Source organism: Caballeronia sp. ATUFL_F1_KS39, assembly GCF_023630985.1.
Taxonomy (GTDB): domain Bacteria; phylum Pseudomonadota; class Gammaproteobacteria; order Burkholderiales; family Burkholderiaceae; genus Caballeronia; species Caballeronia zhejiangensis.
Genome location: NZ_JALQDZ010000045.1, coordinates 68,151 through 84,821 on the forward strand (window position 1 = coordinate 68,151; position 16,671 = coordinate 84,821).

Sequence of the window (16,671 nt, forward strand, 5' to 3'; positions counted from 1 at the left end):
ATGCCTGCCCTGAATGCGCTCAGGGCTTTCGAAGTCGCCGGGCACACCGGCAGCTTCACGCGCGCGGCGGAAATGCTGCATGTGACGCAAAGCGCGGTGAGCCGGCAGGTGCGTCAGCTCGAAACGCAGCTCGGCGAACCGCTGCTGTTGCGCCGCCATCATTATCTGGAGTTGTCGGCGACGGGGCGGCTCTTGCTGCAGGCGCTCAGAATGTCGTTCGATCGCATCGAACTCACGGTGCGCAGCATTCAGGAAAAGACTCATCTGACGCGCTTGCGCGTCAATGCGCCGCCTACCTTCGCGCGCCGCTGGCTGATGCCGCGGCTGCAATCGCTGCGCGCCGCCGCGCCGGAACTTGAAATCACGCTGACTACGCGCCTGAAGGACGATCTCGTCGAATCGGGCGCACTCGACTGCGCCATCCGCTTCGGCAATGGCGAATGGGACGGCCTCGACAATGAGTTGCTGATGAACGAGCGGCATATCGCCGTGTGCTCGCCCGCGCTGCTCGCCGAGTGCGATACGACCGGCATCGATCTGAACGCGTTCACGCTGCTGCATGTGCTCGCGGCGAGCGATCAGCGCTATCTGACGTGGCAGCACTGGCTCAAGGCGGCGAACATCGACAATGTCGATACGCGCGGCGGCTACGAGTTCGATCTGCTCGACAACGCGATTCGTGCGGCCACCGACGGCCTCGGCGTCACCATCGCCGATCGCCACATGATCGGGCACGAGTTGCGGCAGGGGACGCTCGTGCCGATCGTCGATGTCGAAGTGGACGGGCATCAGTCTTACTGGCTTGTGACGCGCACCGGCCAGGACGACGCGCCGCAAGTCGCGCTGTTTCGTGAATGGCTGCGCGGCGAGATCGGGAAACAGACGCAGGCGCTCGGCGGCAAGCGTAGCGCGTTCGTCTGAAGGAGCCGACCGTGCGGCGCTTGCCATCTCTGACCGCGTTGCGCTTTTTCGAGGAAAGCGCGCGCCATATGAGCTTCAACAAGTCGGCGGCGGCGTTGTGCGTGACGCCGGGCGCGGTCAGCCGTCAAATTCGCCTGCTCGAAGATGCGCTCGGCACGAAGCTTTTCGATCGCGATCACAAGGGCATCCGGCTTACGAAACAGGGCGCGGAATTGCTTGCTTGCCTGTCGGAGGCGTTCGATTCGATCGAGCGCGTCACGCGTTCGCTTTCCAACGTGCAACGCAGCGAGCGCAAGCGTCTGACCGTGATCGCGCCGCCGACTTTCGCGACGCGCTGGCTCTCGCCGCGACTGGGTTCGCTAATGGACGCCGTGCCCGACATCGATCTCTCGGTTCGCACCGATGCCGTCGAAGACCGTCAGTGCAGCATTCGCTTCGGATACGAGGCGCGGGCGGATCATCGGTCGGAGCTGCTGTTCATCGAGCGGCATGTGCTCGTCGGCGCGATGAAGTTGGCGGGGCAGCCGGTCGAAGCGCTGCTGAAGCGGCTGCCCGCGCTGCATGTGCTGCACAACGATGCGCGGCTCACGCTCTGGCCCAACTGGCTCGATGCCGCCGGTTTGCCGCGCGCGTTCGGCGAGAACGGCATCGAGTTCTCGACACTCGATCAGGCGATTCACGCGGCGCGCGCGGGATCGGGGCTGGCGGTCGTCGATCGCAACATGATCGCGGATGAACTGCATGACGGGTCGCTCGTTCTGCTGTCGCCGGTGGAGTCGACAGGGCCTTACGGATATTGGCTGGATATCGCGCCTTCGTTCGCCGGGGCGGATTCCGTGCAGGCGTTCGCGGAATGGCTGCGCGGGGAGGGAGCGAAGGCGGCGCGGGATTGAGTGCGCGGCCTTCGCCTTTGCGTTACGTGCAATCGAGTTCGGCGGATCCTGGCTCGTCGATCCGATATCGGCACTCATCGACTCGCTTCTCAAGGGTGAAGTCCCGCGTTTCCTTGTTGGCGTAGACGCACTGAACGGTCACTGAGCGGCCGTGATCGTAGACGTAGCCGAGTTTCCAATAGCCCCGCTTGGCATCGCCATGATCCGCAATGAGCCGGACGTGTTCTTCCGGCTTTCCGTCGAAGGCCGCGACGTATTGGAGATGCGTGCCCGGCAACGCAGGACACGCGATCGCTTCCGCCTTCGCGAGTCCGCTGACGCTTGCGGCGAGGAGCAATGTCGTCAGACAGGCGAGCGTCTTACTCGACGACATAGAATTTGTCTCCGTTGTTGACGTCGGAGCCTTGGCCCCAGCGCAAGATGCGCGGTCCAATGGGCTTGGGCGGATGCGCGTATTGGTCATATACCGTTACGCCGAAGGGACTCTGACTGACATAGATTGCAGCGTGCCCGTGGAAGTGTCGGTGATTGTCGAATGTGGCGATGACGGTCCCCTCAACGATGTGCGGGTTGTTTTTAACAGCAGCTCCTTTTTTCCATGCAATCGTGGCCGGCAGCGACGGACATACTTGCTTGACATAGGAGACGCATCCGCCGCAATAGTCCGGGTGGCCAGTGCGACCATCGGGTGGCGCATCGTCGTAAGGACCGTGTGCGGATCCTGGGGCGCATACCCAAGTGTTCAGCCGCGCCGAGGGTGAGTTCTTGTAGTTTGAACTGATATAGCTCATGGCGAAAACGATCGAGATGTTCAGAATGACGAGACTGTCAAATGACAGGAAAATCTCTGTCGGCAATGACGCGAGTCAACGTCCCGCTTCGCGCCTTGTCCTCTCGGCGCTCACCTCAAAGGTAACAACTATGTCGGACGGCCTCGACGCGTTTATTCCGAATCTGCCATGAAACGCGGCAACGTTTCCGTTGCCGCGCGTTACTGCACTTGGTCTCACCCCCCACTCGCCTCACTCAACGTCAGATGCTTCGTCTCCGGCGCCCACGCGATCGACACGATCATCCCGACGAGCAACACCGCCGCAAGCGCGAGCATCGTCATCTGCACGCCGGCCTGCGCGATCCCGATAGGCAAAAGAAACGTCCCCACCGCCGATCCCAACCTGCTGCACGCGATCGACAGTCCCACACCGCACGCCCGCGCCTCGGTCGGAAAGCACTCCGGCGGAAACACGCCGACGAGATTCGAGAATGCCGACATCGTCAGCGTGAAGACGCCGAACGCAACGATCATCCCCACATTCGCCGACGACGGCAGCACGCTCAACGCAAACAGCGACAGGCAGCACACCGCGAACGACCCGATCAGGAACGAGCGCCGCGACAGCTTGATGGTCAGCCAGATGCCGATCAGCGCGCCGAGCACGAGAAAGCCATTGAGCAGCAGATCGGCGCCCGATCCTTCGGGCAGACGGATCGCCGTGAGAATGCTCGGCAGGAACGTGTAGATCGCAAAGTACGGAATCACGAGGCACACGAAAAACGCGCAATTGAAGATCGTGCGGCGAATCAGATCCGGCTTGAAGAGCCGCGCGAAGCCGCCCTTGCCCGCGAAATGCTCGCCCGTATCGGCTTCGAGCGTGACGTTCGGGCCGAAGTGCTTGCGCACGATCCGCATCGCTTCATCGACGCGGCCTTTGCCGAGCAGCCAGCGCGGCGATTCCGGCGTGCCCACGCGCATGATGAGCACCAGAAACGCCGGCACGCCGGCGGAGGCCAGCAGCCAGCGCCACGCATCGGGCGTCGCGTCGGCGTAATGCATGCCGAGCACGTTCGCGATCACATAGCCGATCGTCCAGATCACGCTGAACGAGCCGAGCAGCACGCCGCGATGCTTGCGCGGCGAGAACTCCGCGAGAATCGCATGACCGACCGCGAAATCGCCGCCCATGCCGAAGCCGATCAGCACGCGCAAGCCGACGAGCATCGCGGGCGTCGTCGCATAGAACTGCGCGAACGCGGCCGCCGTGATGATGATGAAGCTCAACAGGAAAATCTTCTGACGTCCGAGCTTGTCCGAAAGCCAGCCGAACACGAGACTGCCGAGAAAAATGCCGATCAGCGCGGATGAACCGAGCAGGCCCATCCAGAACGCATCGAGCGGAATCTGTTTGTTGAGCGACGACAGCGCATAACCGATCGTGCCGAGCGCATAACCTTCGGTGAAGTGCGCGCCGAACGTGAGGCCCGCGATCTTGATGTGGAAACGGTTCAGCGGCACATCGTCGAGCGCGACGCGATTGCGCGTCGTATCGAAGGGCGCGGCGGCGCCCGGGGCGAGCGGCTGCGCGCTCAGGCTTTGCATGTCCAAGAGTATCTCCTCCACCTCGAGTGGAGCGGCGCATCGACGCCGCAAGAAAACCGCGCACGCGATAGCGTTATGTTTCGTGCATGCGCGGTATGGCGATGATTCAGCGGCCGAGTCCGGCCATCATCATGTACTTGAGTTCCGTGTATTCATCGAGTCCGTACTTGGAACCTTCGCGGCCCAGTCCCGACTGCTTCACGCCGCCGAACGGCGCGACTTCCGTCGAGATGATGCCTTCGTTGATGCCGACCATGCCGCTCTCCAGCGCCTCCGCGACACGCCACGCGCGGCCCAGATCGCGCGTGTAGAAGTACGCGGAAAGGCCGTACGGCGTGTCGTTCGCGGCGGCGATGACGTCTTCTTCCGTCGCGAAGCGGAAGCACGCGGCGACCGGACCGAAGGTTTCCTCATCGGCGATGAGCATCGAAGGCGTGGCGTCCGCGAGCACCGTCGGCTCGTAGAACGTGCCGCCGAGCGCGTGCGGCTTGCCACCCGTCAGCACCTTCGCGCCTTTGCTCACGGCATCGGCGACATGGGCTTGCACCTTCGTCAGCGCGGCTTCGTTGATGAGCGGCCCCTGATCGAACTCGCCTTCGAGCCCGTTGCCGACGCGCAGCTTGTGCACCGCGCGCGTCAGCGTTTGCGTGAAGGCATCGTAGACGCCGTCCTGCACGTAGAAGCGGTTCACGCACACGCACGTCTGCCCGGTATTGCGGAACTTCGACGCGATCGCGCCTTGCACGGCGGCGTCGATATCGGCGTCGTCGAACACGATGAAGGGCGCGTTGCCGCCGAGTTCCAGCGACAGCTTCTTCAAGGTATCCGCCGATTGCTTCGCGAGCAGCTTGCCGACGCGCGTCGAGCCGGTGAACGAGAGCTTGCGCACATCGGGCGATGCGGTCAGCGTCTCGCCGATGGCGACCGCATCGCCCGACACGACGTTGAACACGCCTGCCGGAATGCCTGCTTGCTCCGCGAGCACCGCCAGCGCGAGCGCGGACAGCGGCGTTTCCTCGGACGGCTTCAGCACCATCGTGCAGCCCGCGGCCAGCGCGGGACCGGCTTTGCGCGTGATCATCGCGAGCGGGAAATTCCACGGCGTGATGGCGGCGACGACGCCGACCGGCTCGCGCGTCACGACGATCTTCGCGTTCGGCTTCGGACTCGGGATGATGTCGCCGTAGCTGCGCTTCGCTTCTTCCGCGAACCATTCGAAGAAACTCGCCGCGTACGCGACTTCACCGAGCGCTTCGGCAAGCGGCTTGCCTTGTTCGCGAGTCAGCAGTTCGGCGAGGGTGTTGCGATTGGCGAGCATCAGTTCGCCCCAACGCTTCACGCGCGCGCTGCGTTCCTTCGCGGTCAGCGCGCGCCATGCGGGGAAGGCGCGCTTCGCGGCATCGATCGCCTGCTGCGCTTCGGCACGACCGCCGCGCGCGACGTTCGCGATGGACTCGCCCGTCGCCGGATTGCGCACGGGATACGTGCTCGCGCTTTCGCGCCATGTGCCGTCGATGTAGTGATTCGTCCGCATCAGATCGATCATGCCGCGCGCTCCATCGCTTGTTCGAACACGCCTTGCGCCGCACGCGCCTCGCGCGCGATGCGCCGCCCCGCCGTGTAGTCGTTGATGAGATCGCACGGCGTGTAGTTGCGCTCCAGCTCGTGCAGTTCGTCGTCGTCGAGCTTCGTGTCCAGCGCGGCGAGGGCGCTGTCGAATTGCGCCGGCGAATCCGCGCCGACGAGCATCGACGCAATCCCGGGACGGCTCAACACCCACGCCTGCGCGATCTGCGCGGCCGGCACGCCGCGCCGCGCCGCGACGCGCGCAACCGATGCCGCGATGTCCTGCGACGCGCGATCGCCATACATTTGCGCGGTGAAGAAATCGGTCTGGTTGCGCGTGGATTTCGCGTCGGATGTGAGCAGGCCGCGCGCGAGCGGACTGAACACGGACACGCCGACGCCCTGATCGATGCAGTACGGAATCATCTCGCGCTCTTCCTCGCGATACGCGACGTTCAACTGCAACTGCATGTTGATCGGCTTGTGCCAGCCGTGGCGCTCGCACGCCTGCATGATCTTGGCGAACTGCCACGTATACATCGTCGATACGCCGATGTAACGCGCCTTGCCCGCGCGCACGATGTCGTCGAGCGCGTGCATCGTTTCTTCGACGGGCGTGTTCACGTCGAAGTAATGCAGCATGTAGATATCGACGTAGTCCATGCCGAGACGCTTCAGGGAGCCGTCGATGCCGTCCATGATGTGCTTGCGCGAGTGGCCGCCCGCGTTCGGATGGCTCGCCATGTCGTAGCCGACCTTCGTCGTCACGACGACTTCCTCGCGCGCAACGAGCCGCTTCAGAACGCGGCCGACGACTTCCTCGCCGACGCCCGTCGAATAGAAATCCGCCAGGTCGATGAAGTTCACGCCGTGGTCGAGCGCGTGCTTCACGATCGGCTCGCTTTGCGCTTCATCGAAAATCCACGGCTTCCATTGCGGCGTGCCCATGTTCATCGTGCCGAGGCACAGGCGCGAAACCTTCAGGCCGGACTGGCCGAGACGCACATATTCCATTGTCGAAAACTCCTTACTTCTTCGGCGTGTAGAACGGATTCGACACATCGCGCGCGGCCTTGAACACGGCTTCCTTGCGCGGCAGGCCTTCCATCGCGGCGATGATCGCGTTACGGCACGCGCGATAGTTGTTCTCGAATACGGCGTCGAGATCGTCGGTTTTCGGATTGACCCAGTTCGCCGACACGACGACCCAGTCGTTCTCCGCTTCCGGCGGCAGCGTGCCGTTTTCGAGCGATTCGGCGACCGCCTTCGCGATGCCCGCCTGCGATGCGCCCCACGTCGCGTTGCCGTGGAAATCGCCGTCGATCTGCGCCTTGTTGACATAGAGCGTGAGCGGCTTGGTCGGCACGCCCGGCTGCGCGATCACGACGAACGGCGCGTGCCCGGCGGACGGCGTCGCGAGCGCGGTCGCGAAAGCCTGACCGGCCGGGCCGTTGCGCGGGCCGACCAGCACGTTGATGTGCGCGAGATTGACGCCCGGCCCTTCGAAGCCTTCGCCGATGAACAGATTCTTTTCCATTGACTCCTTCCTTGTGTCCGCGTGATGTGTGCAGTTCAACCACCGTTGCGGTGGATGTGAGGCATTCTGCGGCGGGCGTCGCGCGGGGAGGAATCGACGATTTTTGAGGACCGGATTGATGAAAGCTCAACTCGGGAATCACCCGTAGGCGGGATAAGCGTCCCATAAGCTTCCAGCGCCCAAAATGTGAGTTTGTTCTGAATGCGGATTATTCCGGCGTGAGCGCGCCGCCGGGTCCGCTGACGCACATGTCTTCCATCGATCGCATCTCCCCGCTTCCCGTCACCGATGTCGCGTGGCGCTACTACGATCTCGCCAAATCGCGCGTGCAGATCCACGAACCGCCCGCGCCCGGCGAAGTCTTTCTGTGGCTGGTGCCGAGCGAATTCCGCTTCGCATCGGCATCGAATATCGGGAACTGGCTCAGTCCCGCCGAACGAAAACGCACGCGGCTGCATCCGAATTCCGCGCTCGGGCGGCGCTTTTCCGTCGCGCGCGCGACGCTGCGGCTCGTGCTTTCGCACATGTTCCATTGCGAGCCACACGAAGTGGGCGTCGAGGACGAACCGGACGATCGCATCGTCGTGACGCATCCGCATGACGACGGCCCGGTTCACGTCGATGTCGCGTATTCGGGCATCTGGATCGTGGTCGCGGTGGCATCGGCGAGAATAGGGCTTGGCTTGACGGTCGAATCGACGGGCGCGCATGACGCTGCCGCCAGACAATCGATGTGGGACGAAGCGGCGCGCATCGGCAAGTCGCGTGCGCAGCGCGGCGACACAGACGCCGACTGGCACGGACTCACCTTGCCGATGCCCGGCGGCATCTGCGGCGTGCTCGTCCTGGACAAGCCCGTCGCGCGCGTGCAGGCGTTCGGCTGGGAACGGCCGCTCGAAGCGGAGGGCAACGCAGCCGCGTCCTGAGCCCGCGAGCGCCGTGTAATCACGGATCGGGATCGGGAGAAAACAGGACATCATGGAATACACGGCGCTCGCACAACGCCACGCGGCCGCGATCATCGCGATCGCGCTCTTCGCCGGCCCGGCGCTCGCAGCGGTCGCGTGGGCCTTCGCCGCGCGCGGACGGCGCGCTTCCGGCGCGGCCGTCGCGGTTACGGCGGGCATCGTCAGCGCGACGGGCGCGGCGGTGTTCATCGCCATCGCGACGCGCATCGCGCATGGCACGGCGTTTTCATCGGCGGATCAGCGCATGGTCGACGCTCTGCGCGACGGCACGCCCGCATTCGCCGCGCGAGGATTCGCCGCGCTCACGCATCTCGGCGATCCCTGGTTCCTCACGCTGCTGTCGGCGCTCATGTGCGCGTGGCTGCTGCTGACGCGGCGCTTCGGTCTCGCCGTCTATTTCGCCGCGGTCACGAGCGCGGGCGGCCTGCTCAATCAGGCGCTCAAGTCGATGATGCGCCGCGACCGTCCCACCGGCGCGACCGTGCCGTTGCCCGAAAGCTTCGCGTTCCCGAGCGGACATACGTTCGGCTCGATCGTCTGCTACGGCATGTGCGCCTATGTGCTGCTGCGCCTCGCGCCGACGCGCCGCGATCCGCTCATCGTCGCGCTCGCGTGCTTCATCGTGCTGACGATCGGCGTGAGCCGCGTGGTGATGGGCGTGCATTTTCCCGGCGATGTGGTCGGCGGTTTCGCGTCGGGCGGCGCGTGGCTCGCGGCGTGCATCGGCGCGGCGGAATTCGTGCGGCGACGTAGCCGGACGCTTTAGGATTAGTTCGATTGTTCCGCGCATCCGTAGACGTTAGTTTCAGACCTTTTGCGAGGCTGAAACGATGCTCGAATCGAAAGCGTATGGCGCGGTGGCCATGGCCCTGGTGCTGATCGGTCTGAACGGATGTTCGGCCTTCGTCAAGGATCCCGATCCGCAGGAATACATGAGCCGCGTGAAGGTCGGCATGACGCGCGCGGAAGTCGAGGACAGCCTCGGCCCGCCTGACGGAAACTGGGGACCGTGGCATTCGCTGTGCACCGAATACGCGTTCAAGAAGCACGGCACCGACCGCTGGTCCGTGTATTACAACAATCAGAATCGCGTGGTCTATACGGAGCACGCGGGCTGCAACGTCAAGCGGGCGAAGGAAGTCGGCCTGCGCTGAACGCCAGAAAAGACAAACCCCACGCGCCGTGGGGTTTGTCGTTTTATGAGCCTGAAATTCGACGCGTCAGTTCGCCGTCGGCCGCCACTTCAACAGACGCTGCTCGACCGCCGTCAGCAGATAATCCGCCGCGAGCGCGACGACCGCGAGCACGATCATCGCCGCGAACACGCCGCTCGCGTTGAACGCGCCCTGCGCGGTCGAGATCAGCAAGCCGATGCCCTGCTTCGATCCGAGAAACTCGCCGACGACCGCGCCGACCAGCGCGAAGCCGAAGCTGACGTGCAGGCTCGCGAGAATCCACGAAAGCGCCGACGGAATCACGACCGAGGTCGTCACCTGGCGTCGCGATGCGCCGAGAATCTGCGCGTTCGCGATCATGTAACGGTCGGCTTCGCGCACGCCCTGGAACGCGTTCGCGAACACGACGAAAAACACCATCACGACGGCGAGCGCGACCTTCGACGCCATGCCGAGACCCAGCGCGATTACGAACACCGAGCCGAGCACGACGCGCGGAATCGAATTGGCGATCTTGATGTAGATGCTGAACACATCCGACAGCAGCTTGTTGCGGCCCAACACGATGCCGCAGAAAATGCCGCCGGCCGAACCGATCAGAAAGCCGAGAATCGTCTCTTCGAGCGTCACCCAGACTTGCGTGAGCAGCGGTCCTTGCGACGTGCCGTCGACGAACCATTCGACGATCTGATCGAAGATCGCGGACGGCATCGAGAAGAAGAACGGATCGATCCAGTGCAGGCGCGCCGAGAGTTCCCAGCCGCCGAGCACGAACACGAGCACCGCGATACGCAGCCCGATGACGAGCGCATTGCGCTGCCTGATGCGCTTTTGCGCTTCGCGTTCGACTTGCGCGAGCGTGCCGGGATCGATGCCCGAGGGCATCGTTTGTTGAGGCGTGGACATAGTGATGTTCCTTTGAGGCGGGTTCAACCGATCTGCACTTCTTCGCGCAGGTCGTGCCAGATATCGCGCGAAATTTCGATGAAGCGCGGGTGATAGCGAATCTCCGACGTGATGCGCGGACGCGGCAGGTCGATCTCGTAGACCTTCTTGAGCGTCGCGGGGCGCGCGGTCAGCACGAACACGCGATCCGCGAGCGCGATCGCTTCTTCGAGATCGTGCGTGACGAACACGACCGAGCCCGCATTCGCCGACCAGAGCTGCAGCAATTCGTCCTGCATCAGCGTGCGCGTCTGCATGTCGAGCGCGGAGAACGGTTCGTCCATCAACAGGATTTCGGGCTTGTTGATGAACGTCTGCGCGAGCGCGACGCGCTTTCGCATGCCGCCCGACAACTGATGCGGATAGTGCTTGCCGAACTTGTCGAGACCGACGCGGCGCAGCCACGACTGCGCTTCGTCGTAAGCGGCGGACTTCGAGCGGCCGCGATACAGCGGGCCGGCTGCGACGTTGTCGAGCACCGAGCGCCACGGAAACACGGCATCCGCCTGAAAGACGAAGCCGATGCGGGGATCGATGCCATCGACCGGCTGGCCCATCACGCGCACTTCGCCCGTCGTCGGCTTGAGCAGACCGGTAATCATGCTGAGCGTCGTGGATTTGCCGCAGCCGGTCGGCCCGACGATCGCGACGAATTCGCCCTTCGCGACCGACATGCTGAAATCGCGCAGCGCGACCGTCGCCTTGCCGTCCGGCGAGATGAAGCGGCACGATACGTGGCGCAGTTCGATCGCGGGTTGATTCGATTGATTCATCGTGAAAGCCTCACTTCGACGCGGTCGCCGTGCCCGACACGTACTCGTTCGAATACGTGCGCGCGAGATCGATATGCTTGCCCTTCACCGACGGATTGAACGCGGCGAGCACCTTCAGAACGGTTTCGGGACCGTCGGCGGGCATCTTGCCGTCCTTCGTGAACATCGGCAGCGAGGCTTTCAGCGCGCCCACGTACAGGTCCTTGTTCTTCGCGTAATAGTCCTTCGGCATCTTCTCGGTGATTTCTTCGGCGCTATGCGTCGCGATGAAATTCAGCGTCTTCGCAAACGCGCGCGCGAGCTTCGCGGCTTCGGGCTTGTGCGCCTCGGCCCACGCGCGCTGCACGTAGAAGCTCGACGCCGGATACGTGCCGCCGAGCGCGGCGCGCGTGCCTTCGAGCGTGCGCATGTCGACGAGCACCTTCGCCTCGCCGGTCTTGAGCAACTGCGAGACGGTCGGCTCGGTCGTCATGCCCGCATCGATGCGCTCCTGCTTGATCGCTGCGATGAAGCTCGCGTCCGCGCCCACCGGCAGCAGCGTGTATTCCTTCGACGTGACGCCCGCGCGCTGCGCGAGATATTGCGTCAGAAAGCTCGTCGACGAGCCGAGGCCGGTCACGCCGAGCGTCTTGCCTTTCACGTCGGCCATGCTCTTGATCTTGTCGGCCTGCTTCGTCGAGACCAATTCGACTTCGCCCGGCACCTGACCGAAGATCACGAGCGCCTGGACTTCCTTGCCCTTGCTTTGCAGATCGATGGTGTGATCGTAGAAGCCGACGACGCCTTGCACCGCGCCGGCCAGCAATTCGTTCTCGGCATCGACGCCCGCGGGTTGCGACAGGATCTCGACGTCGAGCCCTTCGTCCTTGAAATAGCCGAGTTGCTCGGTGAGCTTCGCGGGCAGATAGATGATCTTGGTTGCGCCGCCGACCATGATCGAAATCTTTTCGGCGTGAGCGGATACGGAAGCGGCGGCGAGGGCGAAAGCGATACCGGACACAGCAGCGATCTGGCGCAGAGTACGCATCAGGAGTCTCCTTAATGTGGGCCGTGAAGTTGGGAATGGCCCGCTTTTTCAGTTGTGCGGCGATTATAGGAACGCGAAACCTTCTGCCAGCTTTCTGCGCCGATGCGAAATGATGGGTGTTAACCCGATGCTTCATCGTTCGTCGAAGCCAATACAATCGCGCCACCATGAAACTGCTGTTGATCGAAGACAATCCGACGCTTTCGCTCTGGCTCGCGAAGATGCTGGAACAGGAGTCGTTCACGCTCGAAACCGTGCAGGATGGCGAATCCGCCGATCAGCTCCTGCGCGCAAATCTGTACGACGTCGTGCTGCTCGACCTGAACCTTCCGCGTCTTTCCGGCAAGAACGTGCTGCGCCGCATGCGTCAGCGCGGCGACGCAACGCCGGTGATGATCCTCACGGCGAGCGGTTCCATCGACGAGAAGGTGGAGTTGCTCGGCGCGGGCGCGGACGATTACCTGGTGAAGCCTTTCGAAGTGCGAGAGCTCGTCGCGCGCGTGAAGGTGATGATCCGGCGGCGCAGTTCATCGACGGCGAACGAGGTGTCGTGCGGCGATCTCGTGTTCGATATCGACACGCGCCAGTTCACGCTCAAAGGCGCGCCGCTCAACGTGACGCCGCGCGAACGCAGCGTGCTCGAAGCGCTGATCCTGCGTCTCGGCAAGACGGTGTCGAAGGCGTCGCTGCTCGATACGATCTTCACGCACGAAGACAGCCCGAGCGAAGACGCGCTCGAAATCTACGTGTCGCGGCTGCGCAAGAAGCTCGATGGCAGTTCGGCGGCGATCGTCACGCTGCGTGGTCTCGGCTATCTGCTGCGCAAAAAGGACGATGACCAATAGCCTGCGCGTCCGTCTTCTATGGTGGCTGCTCGTGCCGCTCGCGATCTACGTGTTCGTGACAGGCAAAGCCGCCTACGACAACGCGCGCCACACCGCCGATCTCGTGCAGGAGAACACGCTGCTTGCATCGGCGCGGATGATCGCGGGCGAGGTCGAATGGTCGGACGGACGCTTGCTCGTCGATATTCCGCCGGCCGCGCTCGAAGTGTTCGCGTCGCCGCAGGGCGATCAGGTGTTCTACAACGTGAGCGTCGACGATGGCCGTCTGCTCGCCGGCGTGCCCGATTTCCCGACGCGCGACGCCGCCGGCCACGACGCGCCCGATTACTACGACGCCGATCTCCACGGCAAGCCGATACGCGCCGTCGGCTTCGTGCGCCAGATGTACGACAACGGCGCGATTCGCCGCGTGCTGGTGTCGGTCGGCAAGACGCAGGCTTCGCGCGATGCGATGGTGCGCGAGCTATGGCGTCCGCAGCTCGTGCGGCAGATCGAGATGGTGTTGCTGGCCGTGGCGCTCGCCTGCATCGGACTGACGTTCGAGCTGCGGCCGCTTCTGAAGGTGAAGAAAGAAGTGATGGACCGCGATCCGATGCAGCTCGAGCCGCTGCGCGTGGAGCGCTTGCATACGGAGTTGCGGCCGATCGTCGATGCGATCAATCAGTGCATCGCGCGGCTCGGGCTTCAGGTCGCGGCGCAGCGGCGTTTCATCGCGGATGCGGCGCATCAGTTGCGCACGCCGCTCACGCTGCTGGAGACGCAATTGCAGTTCGCGCGGCAGCATCGCGCGATGGAGCCGTCGCTGAATGAAACGCTCGCGGCGATGCAGCGAAGCAATCGTTCGATGGTCGGTCTCACCAACAAGCTGTTGCTGCTCGCGCAGGCCGAAGCCGCGGACTACGCGCAACTCGCGCGGCAGAAGGTGGATCTTGCCGCCATCGCGCAGGACGTGATCGAGGATCTGGCGATGTTCGCGCAGAAGCGCGAGATCGATCTCGGCGCGGAGCTGGTTGAATCGGCGTGGATCATCGGCCATGAAGGGTTGTTGTCGGCGCTCGTGTACAACGTCGTCGAGAATGCGATTCGCTATACGCAGCCGGGCGGGCACGTGACCGTTGCCGTCATGCGCGATGCGCAACGCGTGACGCTCACCGTCATCGACGATGGCCCCGGTATTCCCGCCGAAGCGCGCAGTCGCGTGTTCGAGCCGTTTTATCGCGCATCGGCGGATACGGAAGGAACCGGCCTCGGACTCGCGATTGCGAAGGAGATCGTGCAGGCGCATCGCGGGCAGATCGTGCTGGCGCAGCGCGAGCATCCGGATCGTGGGGTGGTCGTGACGGTGCGCTTCACGCATCTTTCGTAAATGCTATGGAATGACCAAACGAATTTCACCGCTGCTTTGAAAATATACTTCTCGTTTGCAGCGAAACTATCGCAGCGGAGAAGAACATGAGACGGATCGGCGCGTGCCTATTCGCATTATTGTTAGCAATGCTGCTTGGCGCATGCGGCGGAGGCGACGGCGCATCCGATGCCGTGAATTCATCCGCGAAAGATGCCCAGATGAATGGGACGAACAAGGGTTTCGCATTATCGACGGTCATCTGGAAGCAGTTTCCGATCAACGTGTGCTGGGATCTGAGCAACGCCGATTTCGCCATGTACGCCAATCAACGCAGTTGGAGTCAGCTCGCGGTTCAGCAAAGCTGGGAGGCGCATTCGGGCGTCGTATTCGCGGGATGGCAGCAATGCACCAACGCGCCGAACTATTACGGCATTCGGATATCGGTCGAGGATAGCGCCAAGGCGGGACCGCATACGCAAGGTCTCGGGACGCAGATCAACAATGTCGCCGGCGGCATGGTCTTCAACTTCACGTTCAGAAACTGGAGTACGAGTTGCATCGGACGCGAGGAGTATTGTGTTCGCGCCATCGCCGCGCACGAGTTCGGTCATGCGCTGGGATTCGCGCATGAGCAGAATCGGCCGGACACGCCATCGACGACATGCAAGGAGCCCGCGCAAGGCACTTACGGCGACACGATGATCGGCGCGTGGGATCTGGCGTCGATCATGAATTACTGCAATCCGCAATGGAACGGTAACGGACAGTTGAGCGCGACGGATATCGCGATGGCGCAGATGTTTTATGGGGCGCCGGCCGTCACGCAGACCGTCGCGGCGCAGACGGCGCGCTGAAAGCCGACGGGTCGCCAGAAAATCCGGCGGTTTGCGGGCTTCAATTTTGGATCCAAAATCCTTGATTCAATTTTGACATGGGCGCACAATCACCCCCACGCCGCACCCAACGCTGCCGACGGAGCCCCCATGACCGACCGAGCCAATGCCGTTGCGAACCCCTATGCCGCGAGCGACAGCCCGCGGGTCTCATCGAAAACCAGCCGTGCAGTCACCGCCGCCGTCGTCGGCAATATCCTCGAATGGTTCGATTTCGGCACGTACGCGTTCCTCGCGACCGTCATCGCCAAAGTGATGTTCCCCACCGGCGACGACTTCGCCGCCATGCTCGGCACATTCGGCGCATTCGGCCTGGGCTTCGCGGCGCGTCCGCTCGGCGCGATCATCTTCGGCTGGCTCGGCGACAAGAAAGGCCGCAAGTGGACGCTCACCTTCGTCATGCCGCTCATGGCCGCCGCGACGCTCTTCATGGCGCTGCTGCCGTCGTATGCGGCCATCGGCATATGGGCGCCGATCCTGCTCGTCGCGGCGCGCATGCTGCAAGGCATTTCCGTCGGCGGCGAGCTGGGCAACGCGGTCGCGTTTCTCGTCGAATGGGCGCCGCCGAACAAGCGCGGCTTCTACGGCAGCTTCCAGCAATGCAGCACCCTCGGCGGCATGCTGCTCGGCTCGGGCGCGGCCGCGCTCATGACGACGCTGCTCTCGCCTCAAGCGATGCTCGATTGGGGCTGGCGCGTGCCGTTCATCATCGGTGCGATCGTGATCGGGCCGATCGGCTGGATCATCAGAAAGCGCAGCGAGGAGACGCCCGCCTACCAAAGCGCAAGCGACGAAGCGCCGAAGACTAAAGGCCGCGCGCCCGCGCTGCTCGGTCTGCAGGCGTGCGGGCTCGTGATCGTGTGGACGGTCTCGCTCTACGTGCTGCTCAACTATCTGCCGTCGTTCACGACGAAATACGTCGGCATGCATCCGTCGACGGCGCTGTGGCTCAACACGGCGGGCCTCATCGCGATGACCGCGTCGATTCCGTTCTGGGGCGCGGCGTCGGATCGCTTCGGCCGCAAGCCGATCTATGCGATCGGCTGCATCGCGTTTCTCGTGCTGCCGTATCCGATCTTTCACTTGATGCTCACGTACAAGTCGGCGGCGATCGTCGGCGCGGTGCAGGTGCTGGGCGGCGTCGTCATCGGCATATTTTCGGGTGTGGGGCCGGCCGTGCTCTCCGAACTTTTCCCGACGAAAATCCGCACGACGTGGATGTCGATCGGCTACGGCATCGCCAACGCGGTGTTCGGCGGTTTCGCGCCGATGATCTCCATCGCGCTCATCAAGGCAACCGGCTCGCCGCTTTCGCCCGCGTATTTCGTGATGCTCGCGGCGTTGCTTTCGACGATCACGGTCGCCACCATCAAGGAGACGGCGCACGCGCCGCTGCAATAAAC

The 16,671-nt window shown here is 63.5% G+C and carries 18 protein-coding genes; 9 read left to right on the forward strand and 9 right to left on the reverse strand.

Annotation, left to right across the window (positions count from 1 at the left end):
- Together NCR93_RS24005 and NCR93_RS24010 are read left to right on the forward strand one after the other, a co-directional pair.
- Positions 1 to 921 (forward strand): LysR substrate-binding domain-containing protein, encoded by a 921-nt coding sequence (locus NCR93_RS24005; RefSeq protein WP_033535896.1) that lies wholly within the window; start codon positions 1 to 3, stop codon positions 919 to 921.
- Positions 922 to 932: 11 nt separating this feature from the next.
- Positions 933 to 1,814 carry a LysR substrate-binding domain-containing protein gene (locus NCR93_RS24010; protein WP_175982054.1) on the forward strand — a complete coding sequence of 294 codons (882 nt, stop codon included), beginning with the start codon at positions 933 to 935 and terminating at the stop codon, positions 1,812 to 1,814.
- Positions 1,815 to 1,836: 22 nt separating this feature from the next.
- Here NCR93_RS24010 and NCR93_RS24015 read toward each other — a convergent pair whose 3' ends face one another.
- The 6 genes from NCR93_RS24015 to fae all read right to left on the reverse strand — a co-directional run bounded on the left by NCR93_RS24015 (position 1,837) and on the right by fae (position 7,294).
- Positions 1,837 to 2,187, reverse strand: a complete 351-nt coding sequence (locus NCR93_RS24015) for an STY0301 family protein (RefSeq protein ID WP_008347274.1) — start codon at positions 2,185 to 2,187, stop codon at positions 1,837 to 1,839.
- The gene (locus NCR93_RS24020) at positions 2,174 to 2,605 is read right to left on the reverse strand and encodes a BPSL0067 family protein (protein ID WP_175982052.1); all 432 of its coding nucleotides are present in this window, start codon (positions 2,603 to 2,605) and stop codon (positions 2,174 to 2,176) included. Before NCR93_RS24020 ends, NCR93_RS24015 begins: the two co-directional genes overlap by 14 nt.
- A 215-nt stretch (positions 2,606 to 2,820) precedes the next feature.
- A complete protein-coding gene (locus NCR93_RS24025; protein WP_008347276.1) occupies positions 2,821 to 4,191 on the reverse strand; it encodes an MFS transporter in 1,371 nt (456 codons plus the stop codon).
- A gap of 106 nt (positions 4,192 to 4,297) precedes the next feature.
- A complete protein-coding gene (locus tag NCR93_RS24030; protein WP_008347278.1) occupies positions 4,298 to 5,737 on the reverse strand; it encodes an NAD-dependent succinate-semialdehyde dehydrogenase in 1,440 nt (479 codons plus the stop codon).
- On the reverse strand, positions 5,734 to 6,771 hold the full coding sequence (locus tag NCR93_RS24035) for an aldo/keto reductase (protein WP_175982050.1): 1,038 nt from the start codon (positions 6,769 to 6,771) through the stop codon (positions 5,734 to 5,736). Before NCR93_RS24035 ends, NCR93_RS24030 begins: the two co-directional genes overlap by 4 nt.
- A gap of 13 nt (positions 6,772 to 6,784) precedes the next feature.
- Positions 6,785 to 7,294 carry a formaldehyde-activating enzyme gene (gene fae / locus NCR93_RS24040; protein ID WP_008347281.1) on the reverse strand — a complete coding sequence of 170 codons (510 nt, stop codon included), beginning with the start codon at positions 7,292 to 7,294 and terminating at the stop codon, positions 6,785 to 6,787.
- A 248-nt stretch (positions 7,295 to 7,542) separates the two neighbouring features.
- On the opposite strand from fae, the gene NCR93_RS24045 reads away from it, so the two are divergent.
- From NCR93_RS24045 to NCR93_RS24055, 3 genes are all read left to right on the forward strand, one after another.
- Entirely contained in the window at positions 7,543 to 8,220 is a 678-nt protein-coding gene (locus NCR93_RS24045) for a 4'-phosphopantetheinyl transferase family protein (RefSeq protein ID WP_239294990.1), read from the forward strand.
- 52 nt (positions 8,221 to 8,272) lie between these two features.
- Positions 8,273 to 9,028, forward strand: a complete 756-nt coding sequence (locus NCR93_RS24050; RefSeq protein WP_008347285.1) for a phosphatase PAP2 family protein — start codon at positions 8,273 to 8,275, stop codon at positions 9,026 to 9,028.
- A 64-nt stretch (positions 9,029 to 9,092) separates the two neighbouring features.
- On the forward strand, positions 9,093 to 9,416 hold the full coding sequence (locus NCR93_RS24055) for an outer membrane protein assembly factor BamE (RefSeq protein ID WP_008347287.1): 324 nt from the start codon (positions 9,093 to 9,095) through the stop codon (positions 9,414 to 9,416).
- Between the two features lie 66 nt (positions 9,417 to 9,482).
- On the opposite strand, the gene NCR93_RS24060 is transcribed toward NCR93_RS24055, so the two are convergent.
- The 3 genes from NCR93_RS24060 to NCR93_RS24070 are packed head-to-tail and all read right to left on the reverse strand — an operon-like array spanning position 9,483 to position 12,182.
- Positions 9,483 to 10,343, reverse strand: a complete 861-nt coding sequence (locus NCR93_RS24060) for an ABC transporter permease (protein ID WP_008347288.1) — start codon at positions 10,341 to 10,343, stop codon at positions 9,483 to 9,485.
- 23 nt (positions 10,344 to 10,366) lie between these two features.
- Positions 10,367 to 11,155 carry an ABC transporter ATP-binding protein gene (locus tag NCR93_RS24065; protein WP_008347290.1) on the reverse strand — a complete coding sequence of 263 codons (789 nt, stop codon included), beginning with the start codon at positions 11,153 to 11,155 and terminating at the stop codon, positions 10,367 to 10,369.
- Between the two features lie 10 nt (positions 11,156 to 11,165).
- Complete coding sequence (locus NCR93_RS24070; protein ID WP_008347292.1) at positions 11,166 to 12,182, reverse strand: ABC transporter substrate-binding protein; 1,017 nt, start codon at positions 12,180 to 12,182, stop codon at positions 11,166 to 11,168.
- A 167-nt stretch (positions 12,183 to 12,349) separates the two neighbouring features.
- Between NCR93_RS24070 and NCR93_RS24075 the strand changes: the two genes are divergently transcribed.
- From NCR93_RS24075 to NCR93_RS24090, 4 genes are all read left to right on the forward strand, one after another.
- On the forward strand, positions 12,350 to 13,027 hold the full coding sequence (locus NCR93_RS24075) for a response regulator transcription factor (RefSeq protein WP_008347294.1): 678 nt from the start codon (positions 12,350 to 12,352) through the stop codon (positions 13,025 to 13,027).
- Positions 13,017 to 14,393: a sensor histidine kinase gene (locus NCR93_RS24080; RefSeq protein WP_008347296.1), complete on the forward strand. Its 1,377-nt coding sequence runs from the start codon at positions 13,017 to 13,019 to the stop codon at positions 14,391 to 14,393. The genes NCR93_RS24075 and NCR93_RS24080 overlap by 11 nt, the downstream gene beginning before the upstream one ends.
- Positions 14,394 to 14,593: 200 nt before the next feature.
- Positions 14,594 to 15,229 carry a M12 family metallopeptidase gene (locus NCR93_RS24085; RefSeq protein WP_239294988.1) on the forward strand — a complete coding sequence of 212 codons (636 nt, stop codon included), beginning with the start codon at positions 14,594 to 14,596 and terminating at the stop codon, positions 15,227 to 15,229.
- 129 nt (positions 15,230 to 15,358) lie between these two features.
- Positions 15,359 to 16,669: an MFS transporter gene (locus NCR93_RS24090; protein ID WP_008347300.1), complete on the forward strand. Its 1,311-nt coding sequence runs from the start codon at positions 15,359 to 15,361 to the stop codon at positions 16,667 to 16,669.
- Positions 16,670 to 16,671: the final 2 nt, after the last annotated feature.

Bases quoted from the DNA above. Each gene is read 5' to 3' on its own strand.
- NCR93_RS24090 (WP_008347300.1), top strand. From the start codon at position 15,359: ATGACCGACCGAGCCAATGCCGTTGCGAACCCCTATGCCGCGAGCGAC.
- NCR93_RS24005 (WP_033535896.1), top strand. From the start codon at position 1: ATGCCTGCCCTGAATGCGCTCAGGGCTTTCGAAGTCGCCGGGCACACC.
- NCR93_RS24055 (WP_008347287.1), top strand. From the start codon at position 9,093: ATGCTCGAATCGAAAGCGTATGGCGCGGTGGCCATGGCCCTGGTGCTG.
- NCR93_RS24015 (WP_008347274.1), bottom strand. From the start codon at position 2,187: ATGTCGTCGAGTAAGACGCTCGCCTGTCTGACGACATTGCTCCTCGCC.
- NCR93_RS24035 (WP_175982050.1), bottom strand. From the start codon at position 6,771: ATGGAATATGTGCGTCTCGGCCAGTCCGGCCTGAAGGTTTCGCGCCTG.
- NCR93_RS24025 (WP_008347276.1), bottom strand. From the start codon at position 4,191: ATGCAAAGCCTGAGCGCGCAGCCGCTCGCCCCGGGCGCCGCCGCGCCC.
- NCR93_RS24020 (WP_175982052.1), bottom strand. From the start codon at position 2,605: ATGAGCTATATCAGTTCAAACTACAAGAACTCACCCTCGGCGCGGCTG.
- NCR93_RS24045 (WP_239294990.1), top strand. From the start codon at position 7,543: ATGTCTTCCATCGATCGCATCTCCCCGCTTCCCGTCACCGATGTCGCG.
- NCR93_RS24050 (WP_008347285.1), top strand. From the start codon at position 8,273: ATGGAATACACGGCGCTCGCACAACGCCACGCGGCCGCGATCATCGCG.
- fae (WP_008347281.1), bottom strand. From the start codon at position 7,294: ATGGAAAAGAATCTGTTCATCGGCGAAGGCTTCGAAGGGCCGGGCGTC.
- NCR93_RS24070 (WP_008347292.1), bottom strand. From the start codon at position 12,182: ATGCGTACTCTGCGCCAGATCGCTGCTGTGTCCGGTATCGCTTTCGCC.
- NCR93_RS24085 (WP_239294988.1), top strand. From the start codon at position 14,594: ATGAATGGGACGAACAAGGGTTTCGCATTATCGACGGTCATCTGGAAG.
- NCR93_RS24065 (WP_008347290.1), bottom strand. From the start codon at position 11,155: ATGAATCAATCGAATCAACCCGCGATCGAACTGCGCCACGTATCGTGC.
- NCR93_RS24075 (WP_008347294.1), top strand. From the start codon at position 12,350: ATGAAACTGCTGTTGATCGAAGACAATCCGACGCTTTCGCTCTGGCTC.
- NCR93_RS24060 (WP_008347288.1), bottom strand. From the start codon at position 10,343: ATGTCCACGCCTCAACAAACGATGCCCTCGGGCATCGATCCCGGCACG.
- NCR93_RS24080 (WP_008347296.1), top strand. From the start codon at position 13,017: ATGACCAATAGCCTGCGCGTCCGTCTTCTATGGTGGCTGCTCGTGCCG.
- NCR93_RS24030 (WP_008347278.1), bottom strand. From the start codon at position 5,737: ATGATCGATCTGATGCGGACGAATCACTACATCGACGGCACATGGCGC.